Genomic DNA, 12,060 nt, shown 5'->3' on the forward strand with positions numbered 1-12,060 from the left:
TCCGCGCCCGTGCGTAAACCCGGCGATTGGACCCGACCGGTCACCGCGAGGGCAGGCCGAGGCGTTCGAGCTGCTCACGCAGGCGGTGTCGTCCGGACAGGGAGTGCGGGCCGGCCAACCGGCTCAGCACCCGTTCGCTCCAGCTGCCCGACAGTCCGTAGCGCGTGTTGTAGACGGCCAACCGCTCGTCATAGGCGGACAGATGCGAGTCGGCGGAGCCTGCGTCGTACTGCTCTTGGTGCAGTACCGCAGCCTGGGGCAGCCGCGGTTTGATCCCGGCGTTCTCCGTCGGATCGGGGTTGCCGACGGCCAGCCCGAACGTCGCCACGGCGTGCGGCGGCAGACTCAGCTCTGCCGCCACCTCCTCCGGATGGTTGCGGACGGCACCGACGAAAACTGTTCCGAGACCCTGCGATTCGGCCGCCACGACGGCGTTCTGCGCGGCCAGCGCGGTGTCGACGAACCCGGTGATCGTGGTTTCGAGGTAGTCCGCGCCGTCCAAGGCCACGCGGAACCGCTGCGCCAACCGGCGGGCCCGCCCCAGATCGGCCACCCAGACCAGGAACAGCGGGGCCTCGTTGACGAACTGCTGGTTGTTGGCCAGAGCGGCCAACCGGGCTTTGCGCAGCGGGTCCCGCACGGCGATCACGCTCCACGGTTGCAGGTTCGACGAGGTCGCCGCGGACTGAGCCGCGGCGACCAGCGCCGCCAGTTGCTCATCGCCCACGGGTTGCGCGGTGAACTTGCGTACCGAACGGTGCGCCAGTTGCAGTGCCAGCGTGGGGTTGTGGACGTCGAGCGTCGCATCGACATCGCCGTAGCGCGCGATAACCGTCATCAGGATCCCAGGAACGGCACGCCGGAGACCGATTCGGACTCGCGGCCGTCGACACCCTTGGGGATGTCGCCTTCGAGGGTGACGCGGTAGAGCACCCGGTCGTAGTCGAGGTGCCCGGCGTCGGGAATTGCCAGGTGTGCGGTCGCCCGGTTGTCCCAGAACGCGATACTGCCCGGGGCCCAACGGAACCGGACGGTGTACTCGGTGCGGGTGGCCTCGTCCCACAGCAGTTTCAGGATCGCCTCGCTCTGCGACGGGGTGTAACCCCGGATCTTGCGCGCACCCCGGGTGAAGCCAGGGCTCACGAACAGGGCGCGCTCCCCCGTGACGGGATGTACCCGGACGGCAGGGTGGTACGACACGAGATTCGCCTCACGCACCTTGCGATCGCGCTGGCTGCCCTCGACGGCCTGAGTGTTGAACTGGTGCTTGATGTCGAGCTTGTCGGCGAAGTCACGGAGCTCCTTGGGCAGGTTCTCGTAGGCCGCGACAAGGTTGGTCCACGCGGTGTCACCTCCGTACGGCGGCAGGATGTGGGCCCGCAGAATCGAGGCAGCCGGCGGATTCACCAGTGCGGTCACATCGGTGTGCCAGCTGCTGTCGTACGACGTGCGCTTACGGCCGAGATGACGCTCGTAGCGGCGGCTGTCGATCGGAAGGATCTCGGGGAAACCCTCCGGCGGCTCCTCCTCGTGCGGGTGGGCCGGGGTCACCTTACCGAAGTGCCGGGCGAAGGCGATCTGCTCGGCGTGACCGATCTCCTGATCGCGGAAGAAAATCACCTTGTAGGTGTGCAGCGCAGTGCGGATCTCCTCGATCACGCTGGGCTCCAGCGTGTTACGCAGGTCGACTCCGCGGATCTCGGCACCGATGTATCCGGCTTGTGGAACGACGTCCAGACCGGTGTCGGTGAGTCGCTTTTCGGTGACGTCGGTCATCTGTGGGCTCCCTTGTGGTGGTGTGATCGTGGGCCGAGCGAGGCGGCATTGCCCGCCTCGCTCTCGTCAGCGTCAGCGCGGAGGCGACCCTGAACAAGCGTCTTTCGCTACCGGAACCTTTCAGTGCGACTTAACATCTCAGGCGATGCCGGCAGGCACGAGAATTACAACCGCCGTGATTCCTACGCTCCACGCCGCACAAAGCCCTGATCAGAGCCTCGGCGCTGGTCAGAGGACGCGACACAACGGCCGTACCCCTCCGCCGGTCTGCGACCATCACCTCGCAGGAGGTAAGAGATGCTGGACTTACGTCGGATGATGTTGTTGTCCGATCTCGCAGACCTCGGCTCGGTGACCGCCGTGGCCGAACACCGCAACATCACGAGTTCTGCGGTATCCCAACAGCTTCGCGTCCTCGAAGAGGAAGTGGGTGCGGTGCTGTTCCGCCGGGACGGGCGAACCCTCGGACTCACCCGTAGCGGTCAGGTCCTCGCCGAACACGTGCGCCGCGTTCTGGCCGCCGTCGACGAAGCCATGAGCGCGGTCGCCGAAACCAGGGATCGGGTGGCGGGGCAGGTTGCGATCGCCACGTTCAACATGGGGATCCCGACCCTGGCTGTTCCCCTGATGCAGCAGCTCGGTGCCGAGGAGCCGAATCTGCGGGTGCAGGTTCGACAGGACACGAGCGTGGCCGCAATACGGTTGCTGCGTCAGAGCGAGGTCGACGTCGCGATCACGTGCCAATACGACTTCCTCGGGCCTGATTCCACCGGCGGCCTGACCACGGTGCCGTTGCTGTTCGAGCCGTTCGTGCTGCTCGCTCCCACCCAGTCGCACCTGCGTATCCGCACGCAGGGCCTGTCCGCACTTGCCGACGGGTTCTGGGTGACCGGCCCGCAGAGTTCCGGCCTGGACATCGCCGCCACAAAGGCATGCGAGAAGGCCGGTTTCACCCCGCAGGTCAAGCATCGGCTGATCGGCGCCCAGAACATCTGCGAGCTGGCGGCCACCGAGGTAGCGTCGGCCATCGTGCCCAGGTTGTCTGTTCCGTCCAAGCTGCACGGACTGATCGTGGATGGCCTCGCGCTCGGCGGACGCACCATCAGTGCTGTGGTCCGCGCCGGCCGGCAGCGCGATCCCAACATCGCACTGATCCTGCGCACCCTGCGGACGATCGCGGATCAGGCGCTACCCGGGCAGTCCGCCGAGTCGCTGGGCGTCGCATCGTGACAACGCCTCGACCACTCGTGGTGTACGGAGTCGGCGCGATCGGCGGTGTGATCGCCGCCCGACTGTGGCTGGCCGGTTTCGACGTTACCGCCGTCGCCCGGGGCGAGCACCTCGACGCAATCCGCTCCCGCGGCCTCACTCTGGTGACGCAAGCCGGGGCGGACACCGTGGCAATACCGACCGCGGCGGGCGCCGGCGAGGTCGACTGGTCGACCGACCCAGTGGTGATACTGGCGGTCAAGAGTCACCAAACTGCCTCGGCCCTGGACGATCTCAGTGCGCACGCCCGGCCGGAAACGCCGGTGCTCATCGCTCAGAACGGCGTCACCAACGAGGCTGCCGCCCTCCGGAGGTTCGCCAACGTGTACGGCGTGACGGTGATGCTCCCGGCCGCCCACCTCGAACCCGGTGTGGTCATCCAACAGAGCCATCCGGTGGCGGGGATTCTCGATCTCGGCCGCTACCCCACCGGCCATGACAGGCTGGCCGAACAGACGGCCGCGACGCTGCGCGAGGCCCGGTTCCATTCGCTGGTTCGCGATGACATCGTGGCCTGGAAATACCGCAAGCTGATCGCCAATCTCGGTAACGGGGTGATCGCGGTGTACCGTCCGGGACCCGACGCTGACGAATTGGTCGCCCGCGCCCACTCAGAGGCCGAACATGTACTCACCGCCGCCGGGATTCCCTTCGTCACTGCCGAACAGGACGCACTGCGCCGCGGAGACCTGCTGCAAGGCCGGGTCAACGGCGACTACTTGAGCTCCACTTGGCAGAGCGTGGCCCGGGGTCACACTCAGGTCGAAACCGACTGGTTCAACGGCGAGATCGTGTTGCAGGCCCGCCTGCACGGTTTGCGCGCACCCGTCAACGAGCTGATCCAGCGGGTCACCGCCGACCATGCCCGGGTAGGGCGTCCGGTGCGTTCACTCGACGCCGCCGCCGCGCTCAAGAAACTCGGGGCCGCCACGATCCCATCGCGCCCCAACGGCATCCCTATCGCGTCGGCCTAGACAGCCGTGGTCCAGGCGACCGGCAGGTGTTTGACACCGTGCACGAATGCCGACCGCAGGATGGCGGGTTCACCGATCGCCACGATGTCGGGCACCTGGCGGCGCAGTTCGTCGAAGGCCACCCGGATCTCCCGCCGGGCGAGATTGGCTCCCAGACAGAAGTGCACGCCACCCCCACCGAATCCGATGTGCGGATTGGGGTTTCGCAACACGTCGAACCGCCACGGGTCAGCGAAGGTCTGCTCGTCACGGTTGGCCGAGTTGTACCACATCGAGACCTTGTCGCCCGCCTTCATCTGGACGCCGCTGCGCTCCACGTCCCCGGTGAGCGTGCGCCGCATGAAGATGATCGGTGTCGCCCAACGCACGATCTCTTCGACTGCCGTCGGCGATACCGCGTCGAAGTCGTTCCACCACGTGGCACGTTCGTCGGGATAACGGCTGAGCGCCACCATGCCGTGGCTGATCGCGTTGCGCGTCGTATCGTTGCCCGCGGCGGTCAACAAGATGAAGAACGACGCGATCTCGTTGGACGACAACCGTTCTCCGTCGACTTCGGCCTCGACGAGACTGGTCGTCAGGTCGTCGCCGGGGTGTTCACGGCGCTGTTCGGCCAATGCGACGCCGTAGCCGGCCAGCTCGGTGGCCACCTGCAGATACGAGCTGAATTCGTCGGTGGACACCTCGTCGTCCCCGGCCCCCATGAGGACCGATGTCCAGTGGAAGAGCTTGGCCTGATCTTCTTCGGGGACGCCCATCATGTCGCAGATGATCTGCAGTGGCAGAGGCGAAGCCACCGCCTCGACAAAGTCTGCGGTGCCGCCCGGATGTGCGTCCACCATCTCCGAGACCAGGCGATGCGCGCGGTCCCGCACACTCTGCTCGATCCGCGCGATCACCTTGGGTGTGAAGGCACGGTTGACGATGCACCGCAGCCGGGTGTGGCGGGGGTCGTCCAGCGTGATCATCGACCCGAAGAACTCTGCGATCTCGGCGGGGACGTCGTTGAGGGTCGTGCTCGTGGGACTGGAGCTGAACAGCTCCGGATGCCGGCTGACGAAGTGCACGTCGTCATGGCGGGTCAGCGCCCAGTGCCCGGAGCCACCGGGGAATCCGGCGTACTCAGCCACCTCGAAAAACGAGATCGGGGCGTCGCGCCGGAGGGTGGCGAAGGCTCCATCCCTGACATCGTCGTCACGCCCCCAGAAGTCGAGCGATCCGAGGTCGATCTCGGCGAGCGGCACCGACGGTGGCGTGGCGCCGTTGGTGCGGTGGGCGATGCCGGTGATTGCTGTCATCGTGGTCCTCTCCGCGTTACCTGGCGACACGAACCAGCGATTATCGGCCCCGCCGCTTATCCGCAGTGTGACATCCACCACAGCGCGGGTCCAGCATTGTGAGCCCAATCGTGCTGCGGTTACTGGCGTTCGCAATCAATCCGTTGGGTTGCCGCGATCTCGTCGCTGGTCGTCAACCACGCATCAGGTTGCGCGGCAAGGTACTCCAGGACCTGCTCGAGGTACTTGTGCCGGAAGGGTTGTCCGATCACGAACGGATGCAGCGCCAACGCCATTACCCGACCACTGGTAGCGGAGTCCGCATGCAGCTGCTCGTACTGGTCGATCACCATCTGCACGAACTCGGGCCCGGTGAAACCTTTTCCGAAAATCAGAAGGTCGTTGAGTTCCACCGAATACGGCACGCTGAGCATGTCTGGGACTATCAGCGGGTACGGCTGGTCATCGTTGGTCCAGTCGAGGACATAGTGAAAACCGAGTTCGGCCAACAATTCCGGGGTGTGAGCGGTTTCGGTCAAGCCCGGCCCCATCCAGCCGCGCGGGCGCCGGCCCGTCGCATCCGTGATGTCGTCCGCGATCCTGGCGAGAATCCGACGCTCCTCCCCGACGCCGAAACCGGTGTGCAGTATCGAATTGGTCTGCCCGTGCGCCAGCCATGTCCAATTGCGTTCCACACCGGCGGCCACGATCTGCGGATGGTGTTCGATGACAGCCGAATTCAGCAGCACACTGGGTTGTACACCGTACCGGTCGAGGGCCTCGATCATGCGCCAAATCCCCACTCGGGCGCCGTAATCGCGCCAGCCGTAGTTGAGCGCATCCGGGGTCAGCTCCGCGGTGCCCGGCCAGATACTCGTCGAGGGCCGGTCGGCGAGGAAGTGTTCGACGTTGAGTCCGATGTACACCGCGACACGCGCGCCACCGGGCCAATGGATCGGCGCGCGTTCAGTGATGGGGCTGTAGGTGAAAGGCGGCTGCGACGTGGTCATGACGAACGGTACGAGCTGACACCGATGTCAGGGTCAAGTCACGTCGGTATAACTGGCATATGCGTATAGGCGAACTCGCGCACCGCACCGGGGTCAGCCAACGGTCGCTGCGCTATTACGAGGAGCAGGGCCTGTTGGTGTCCGACCGCACCCCGGGCGGGCAACGCGAGTATCTGGAGAATGCCGTCGACCGCGTGATACGCATCCAGGAGCTCTACGCGGCAGGGTTGCACAGCCGCACCATCTCATCGCTCCTGCCGTGTATGCGCGATGCCGACGGCGGACCTGCCCCGGAGGCCACACCCCGCCTACTGAGCGAGCTTTCCGCCGAACGCAACCGGCTCGAGCAGGCGATCCGGGACTTGTCGACGTCACGCGAGATTCTCGACGGGGTGATCGACGCGGCGTCGGGGTGACTCGGCTCCTACAGAGTGTCGAGTGCTGCCTGCAGGCGTCGGCCGACTTCGGCCGCGATATCGACCAGGGCCGGCGCGTCAGTCACCTCGGGCATCAGGCTGGGATTCATCGCCTCGACGACGATCACCGCGTCATCACCAGGACCGGCGCGCAGCACCACATTGCACGGCAACAGCACGCCGATCTGCGGAAACGCGTTGAGCGCCTGCTGCGCGAACTGAGGGTTGCAGGCACCCAGGATCAGATAGTCCCCCAAGGCCTCGCCGGCACCACCGCCTAGTTTGGCATTCAGCGTCGCCCTGATATCGATCTCGGTCAACACCCCGAACCCCTGGCCGGCCAGCGCTTCTCTCGTGCGAGCGACAGCCTCGTCGAACGGCCCTCTTGTGGTGGTCACCAATGCGATGTCCATCTCCTATTCCTTCCGTCCTCTCGTCGCACCCGCATCTGACCTCACGCTACGCGTCGAGATGTCGCACGATGCGGAACAATCGTGGCCGACATGACTGACGCCAATCCCCCCGCCATCAACCGGCGACCGCACATACTGCGGCTCGTCGCCTTCGCGGCATTTCTGTTCGGCCTGTTCTACCTGGTGGCCGTGGCCCGCGTCATCGATGTCGACGACATCCGGGCCCTGGTCGCCTCGACGGGACCCGCTGCACCACTGGCCTACGTCGTGGTCTCGGCCTGTCTCGGCGCGCTGTTCGTCCCCGGCCCGATCTTGGCCGCGGGAAGCGGTGTGCTGTTCGGCCCGGTCCTGGGCACCTTCGTGACCTTGGGCGCCACGGTGGGCACGGCCGTAGTGGCCAGCCTCGTTGGTCGGCGCGCCGGCCGTGACAGTGCCCGGGCCCTACTCGGGGCGCAGCGGGCGGACCGGCTGGACCACCAGATCCAGCGGGGCGGCCTGTGGGCGGTCGTCGGGCAGCGTTTTGTTCCAGGCCTGTCCGACGCCCTGGCCTCCTACGCCTTCGGGGCATTCGGTGTGCCGTTGTGGCAGATGGCGGCCGGGGCCTTCATCGGCTCGGTGCCGCGCGCATTCGTCTACACCGCACTGGGCGCGTCCATCGGTGACCTTTCGGCACCGTTGGCCTACACCGCGATCGGCGTGTGGTGTGTCACCGCCGTCATCGGGGCGTTCGCCGCCCACCGCGGCTACCGCTCGTGGCGTCGCCACCACTCCGGGGCCGACCAGGCCCCGGAGCAGACGTCGTAACCGCTACTTTCCGAAACCGGCGTTACGCAGCGCCTCGGCCATCGACCCCGTCGGTTGGCTGGTCTCGCGACGCCCGGAGTTGTTGCCGCGGTTCTGGTTTCGCCGATCCCCGCCCCGGCTCTGATTTCCGCCGCGGTTCTGGCCTCCCTGACCACCCTGGGCGCCTTGGCCGCCCCGGTCGGGCCGCTTGCCCTGCTGCGGGGTGTCGTTGAGCCTCAGGGTCAAGCCGATGCGCTGCCGCTCCACGTCGACTTCGACAACCTTGACCTTGACCACCTGTCCGGACTTCACCACCTCGTGTGGGTCGGAGACGAACCGGTCGGCCATGGCCGAGACGTGCACGAGCCCGTCCTGGTGCACACCCACGTCGACGAATGCACCGAAGGCCGCCACGTTGGTCACCACACCCTCCAGGACCATGCCGGGCTTGAGGTCCCCGACCTTCTCGACACCGGCAGCGAAGGTGGCCGTGGAGAACGCCGGACGCGGATCACGCCCCGGCTTCTCCAGTTCGGCCAGGATGTCGGTCACCGTGGGCACACCGAACCGCTCGTCGGCGAACTCGGCAGGCTTGAGCTTCCGCAGGGTGCGCTCGTCACCGATCAACTCGGCCAGCGTCACGTTGGAGCGGTCCAGGATGCGCCGCACCACCGGGTAGGACTCGGGGTGCACCCCGGAAGCGTCCAGTGGGTCCTCACCGTCGCGGATCCGCAGGAAGCCCGCGCACTGCTCGAAGGCCTTGGGGCCCAGGCGCGGAACATCCAGCAGCGCCTTACGGCTACGGAACGCGCCGGCGCTCTCGCGGTGCGCCACGATGGCCTCGGCCAAGGATTCGGTAACCCCCGAGACCCGGGCCAGCAGCGGCACCGAAGCGGTGTTGAGATCCACTCCCACCGCGTTCACCGCATCTTCGACAACCGCATTGAGGCTGCGCGCCAACGAGCCCGGCGTCACGTCGTGCTGGTACTGCCCCACCCCGATCGACTTCGGATCGATCTTCACCAGCTCCGCCAGCGGATCCTGCAGCCGGCGGGCGATCGAGACCGCGCCGCGCAGCGTCACATCGAGGTTCGGCATCTCGCGGGCCGCGTATTCCGACGCCGAGTACACCGACGCACCCGCCTCGCTGACCATGGCCGTCACCGGCGCCTTCGCCCCCGCGGACCGGATGTCGGCGATCAGCTCACTGGCCAGGGCATCGGTCTCACGCGAGGCCGTCCCGTTGCCGACGGCGATCAACTCGACGTTGTGCCGGGCGATCAGCGCCGCCAGGACGGCTTTCGACTGGTCCCACTGCTTCTGCGGCTGGTGCGGGAAGATCGCGCAGGTGTCGACGACCTTGCCGGTCGCGTCGACTACGGCGACCTTGACCCCGGTGCGGAAACCCGGGTCCAAGCCCAGGGTGGTGCGGGTGCCGGCCGGTGCGGCCAGCAGCAGGTCCTTGAGGTTGCGGGCGAACACCGCCACCGCCTCCTCCTCGGCGCGCTGACGGAGCCGGATGCGGGCGTCCACCGCGGCCGAGATCATCAGCTTCGCGCGCCAGGCCAGCCGCACGGTGGTGGTCAACCACGGAGTGGCCGGGGCCTTGGCGGCCATGTCGATGCCGAGCGATTGGGCGATCATCGCCTGGTACAGCTCGTCCTCGCCACCGTCGAAGTTCAGTGACAGTGCCTGTTCCTTCTCGCCGCGCAGCACGGCGAGCACCCGGTGCGACGGCATGTTCTCCAGCGGTTCGGAGAACTCGAAGTAGTCCCGGAATTTTTGCGCGGCGGGGCTTTTCGCCGCTTCCTCGGACCACGGCGCAGTGCGCAGCGATCCGTCGGCCCAGAACTTCTCGCGAGTCGCGCCGACCAACTCGGCGTCCTCGGAGGCCCGCTCGATGATGATGTGGCGAGCCCCTTCGAGCGCCGCCGGCGCGTCGGCGATCTCGTCGTTGAGGAACTCGCCGGCAACCTCGTCGGGCACCAGCGTCGGATCGGCCAGCAGCCGCTCTGCCAGCGGTTCCAGGCCGGCTTCCTTCGCGATCTGCGCCTTGGTGCGACGTTTGGGCTTGTAGGGCAGGTAGATGTCCTCGACCCGAGCCTTGGTGTCGGCGGCCATCAGAGCCGTCCGCAGCTCGTCGGTGAGCTTGCCCTGCTCCTCGATGGAGGCCAGCACTGCCTCTCGACGCTGGTCGAGCTCACGCAGGTAACCCAGGCGCTCCTCCAGGAGGCGCAGCTGGCCGTCGTCGAGGCTGCCGGTGACCTCCTTGCGGTACCGGGCGATGAACGGCACCGTTGCGCCCTCGTCCAGCAGGGCCACTGTGGCGACGACCTGCCCCTCACGCACGGCGAGTTCCTCGGCCAGACGGGCAGTTACGGATTTGATGGTTCCGACGGTCACGCTCTGAGTCACGTCGGAGGACCCTACCGAATCGGACGGACAACACTCGGTCACGCCGACGTGTGTGTCCGGCCACTAAAAAACGGCCCCGGATTTCTCCGAAGCCGTTTGTGATGATGGTGGTCCCGGCTGGTATCGAACCAGCGACCTTCCGCGTGTGAGGCGGACGCTCTCCCACTGAGCTACGAGACCGTGGGAACGACGTCGAACACTAGCACGCGTGGGCGGTCAGCCCCGAATCGGCGCCCACGCATTCGACTTGTTTGATTTGCCAAATATGCACGCCGATGCGGGCGTATGGTCACCCGTCATGGTTCACCTGCAGGTCCGCTGGCCGGCGGTCGGCGGCGCCGTTTTTGCTGCTAGTGCACTGTTTTCGGGCTGCCACAGCGCCCCAGACCCCATGACAGATCGAGTTCCGGCCGTAACGCCCAACATCCAGAGCGTCGCCGACCTGGTGAACCGGCAGGTCACGGGGCCGACCGGCTTCAGCTCACCCTCGGGCAACGTGCGGTGCCACCTTGATGCCACGACGGCGCGCTGCGACATCGCCGAACGTAACTGGGCCCCACCACTGCGACCGGCCAGCTGTGCGTTCGACTACGGCCACGGGATCACGCTCAGCCCGGGGCGTCCCGCGCAATTCGTCTGCGCCGGCGACACCACGCCGAGTGCGGGTGTCCAACTGGGCTACCGAGACTCGATCACCGCCGGCACGCTCCGCTGCGAGAGCGCTGGGACCGGCATCACATGTGTCGACACCAAGACCCGCCATGGATTCACCCTCTCGCAGGCGGCTTATCACCTGTTCTGAAACACCGTTTTTGGCCGCACGTTGCCCGCTCGTAATGGGGATTTGTGTCTGCGCACTTCGGTGGACTAATGTTCTGCATCGCGACGGGCGACGATCTCGCTCGTGGCGCGCGGATGTAGCGCAGTTGGTAGCGCATCACCTTGCCAAGGTGAGGGTCGCGGGTTCGAATCCCGTCATCCGCTCGAAGGTGCGATTTGTGGCATCAACCCCATTGGTGGAGTGGCCGAGTGGTGAGGCAACGGCCTGCAAAGCCGTGCACACGGGTTCGATTCCCGTCTCCACCTCCAAGAAAGAGATTCAACCCGCGCGATTAGCTCAGCGGGAGAGCGCTTCCCTGACACGGAAGAGGTCACTGGTTCAATCCCAGTATCGCGCACCATATCTTCGCAGGTCAGGCCCGGTATTCCGGGCCTTTCTTGTTTGTCTGCACAAGTTCGACTTCCCTGCAGCCCTCGATAATTCGCGAACACACAGACTGATGGGCCGACGTCATACGCGATGGCATCTCGTTCGATCACCTTCGAACATATGATCGATATGTGGGTGACATGCAGGCGATCGGCTACGGCGGGCAACCCGTCCGTGACGCGTTCCGCGTCGTACGGCCACCCGCGCCCGTCCTGGTCGATCTGGTCGCTCTGTTCCCCCGCGAACCACACCTCACGGGCCGCTACCACCCGCTGGGGATCCAGATGAACAAAGTTGTCGAAGGCACGTTGACCTGCTGGGCGCTGTGTGAACAAGGCCAATGGTGGGGCCTCGTCACGTACCCCATTCGCTTTGGCGCGAACGAGAAGACAGTGACCCACTGGATCCCCGCATGGACACTCAAGCCTTATGAGGGACCGGGGGCAAGAGCGTCGGCCAGCACGTAAGTAGCACCCGGGCGGCGCTTTTCGGCAGAGCGGCTGAATTCCTGTTGCCG

General features: G+C 66.2%; 12 protein-coding genes and 4 tRNA genes. 9 read left to right on the forward strand and 7 right to left on the reverse strand.

Translation table 11 applies throughout. From position 1 onward, the window contains the following. Positions 1–40 precede the first annotated feature (40 nt). Both ACZY08_RS16210 and ACZY08_RS16215 read right to left on the reverse strand, forming a co-directional pair. Entirely contained in the window at positions 41–838 is a 798-nt protein-coding gene (locus ACZY08_RS16210) for an NADPH-dependent oxidoreductase (RefSeq protein ID WP_463745644.1), read from the reverse strand. Then, positions 838–1,776, reverse strand: a complete 939-nt coding sequence (locus ACZY08_RS16215; RefSeq protein WP_463745643.1) for a TauD/TfdA dioxygenase family protein — start codon at positions 1,774–1,776, stop codon at positions 838–840. Before ACZY08_RS16215 ends, ACZY08_RS16210 begins: the two co-directional genes overlap by 1 nt. 297 nt (positions 1,777–2,073) lie before the next feature. On the opposite strand from ACZY08_RS16215, the gene ACZY08_RS16220 reads away from it, so the two are divergent. Further along, positions 2,074–3,006 carry a LysR family transcriptional regulator gene (locus ACZY08_RS16220; protein WP_463745642.1) on the forward strand — a complete coding sequence of 311 codons (933 nt, stop codon included), beginning with the start codon at positions 2,074–2,076 and terminating at the stop codon, positions 3,004–3,006. Then, positions 3,003–4,019 carry a ketopantoate reductase family protein gene (locus tag ACZY08_RS16225; RefSeq protein ID WP_463745641.1) on the forward strand — a complete coding sequence of 339 codons (1,017 nt, stop codon included), beginning with the start codon at positions 3,003–3,005 and terminating at the stop codon, positions 4,017–4,019. The genes ACZY08_RS16220 and ACZY08_RS16225 overlap by 4 nt, the downstream gene beginning before the upstream one ends. Here ACZY08_RS16225 and ACZY08_RS16230 read toward each other — a convergent pair. Further along, a complete protein-coding gene (locus tag ACZY08_RS16230) occupies positions 4,016–5,317 on the reverse strand; it encodes a cytochrome P450 (protein WP_463745640.1) in 1,302 nt (433 codons plus the stop codon). The genes ACZY08_RS16225 and ACZY08_RS16230 overlap by 4 nt on opposite strands. A 119-nt stretch (positions 5,318–5,436) precedes the next feature. Next, positions 5,437–6,306 (reverse strand): polysaccharide deacetylase family protein, encoded by an 870-nt coding sequence (locus ACZY08_RS16235; RefSeq protein WP_463745639.1) that lies wholly within the window; start codon positions 6,304–6,306, stop codon positions 5,437–5,439. 59 nt (positions 6,307–6,365) lie between these two features. Here ACZY08_RS16235 and ACZY08_RS16240 point away from each other — a divergent pair, with 59 nt between their 5' ends. Further along, entirely contained in the window at positions 6,366–6,722 is a 357-nt protein-coding gene (locus tag ACZY08_RS16240; protein ID WP_463745638.1) for a MerR family transcriptional regulator, read from the forward strand. Between the two features lie 8 nt (positions 6,723–6,730). Here ACZY08_RS16240 and ACZY08_RS16245 read toward each other — a convergent pair whose 3' ends face one another. Beyond that, positions 6,731–7,135: a DUF302 domain-containing protein gene (locus tag ACZY08_RS16245; RefSeq protein WP_463745637.1), complete on the reverse strand. Its 405-nt coding sequence runs from the start codon at positions 7,133–7,135 to the stop codon at positions 6,731–6,733. 90 nt (positions 7,136–7,225) lie between these two features. Between ACZY08_RS16245 and ACZY08_RS16250 the strand changes: the two genes are divergently transcribed. Further along, complete coding sequence (locus tag ACZY08_RS16250) at positions 7,226–7,939, forward strand: TVP38/TMEM64 family protein (protein WP_463745636.1); 714 nt, start codon at positions 7,226–7,228, stop codon at positions 7,937–7,939. Positions 7,940–7,942: 3 nt separating this feature from the next. On the opposite strand, the gene ACZY08_RS16255 is transcribed toward ACZY08_RS16250, so the two are convergent. Then, entirely contained in the window at positions 7,943–10,333 is a 2,391-nt protein-coding gene (locus ACZY08_RS16255; protein WP_463745635.1) for a Tex family protein, read from the reverse strand. A 105-nt stretch (positions 10,334–10,438) separates the two neighbouring features. Next, positions 10,439–10,513 (reverse strand) — tRNA-Val (locus ACZY08_RS16260). A gap of 211 nt (positions 10,514–10,724) precedes the next feature. Between ACZY08_RS16260 and ACZY08_RS16265 the strand changes: the two genes are divergently transcribed. The 5 genes from ACZY08_RS16265 (at position 10,725) to ACZY08_RS16285 (ending at position 12,010) form a co-directional block, all read left to right on the forward strand. Next, a complete protein-coding gene (locus tag ACZY08_RS16265) occupies positions 10,725–11,135 on the forward strand; it encodes a hypothetical protein (RefSeq protein WP_463745634.1) in 411 nt (136 codons plus the stop codon). A gap of 109 nt (positions 11,136–11,244) precedes the next feature. Further along, a tRNA-Gly gene (locus ACZY08_RS16270) sits at positions 11,245–11,317 on the forward strand. Positions 11,318–11,348: 31 nt separating this feature from the next. Beyond that, positions 11,349–11,422: transfer RNA gene (locus tag ACZY08_RS16275), tRNA-Cys, on the forward strand. A gap of 17 nt (positions 11,423–11,439) precedes the next feature. Beyond that, positions 11,440–11,514 (forward strand) — tRNA-Val (locus ACZY08_RS16280). Between the two features lie 169 nt (positions 11,515–11,683). Beyond that, on the forward strand, positions 11,684–12,010 hold the full coding sequence (locus tag ACZY08_RS16285) for a hypothetical protein (protein WP_463745976.1): 327 nt from the start codon (positions 11,684–11,686) through the stop codon (positions 12,008–12,010). Positions 12,011–12,060 lie beyond the last annotated feature (50 nt).

The sequence above is a fragment of the Mycobacterium sp. IDUB_9 genome, assembly GCF_055419505.1.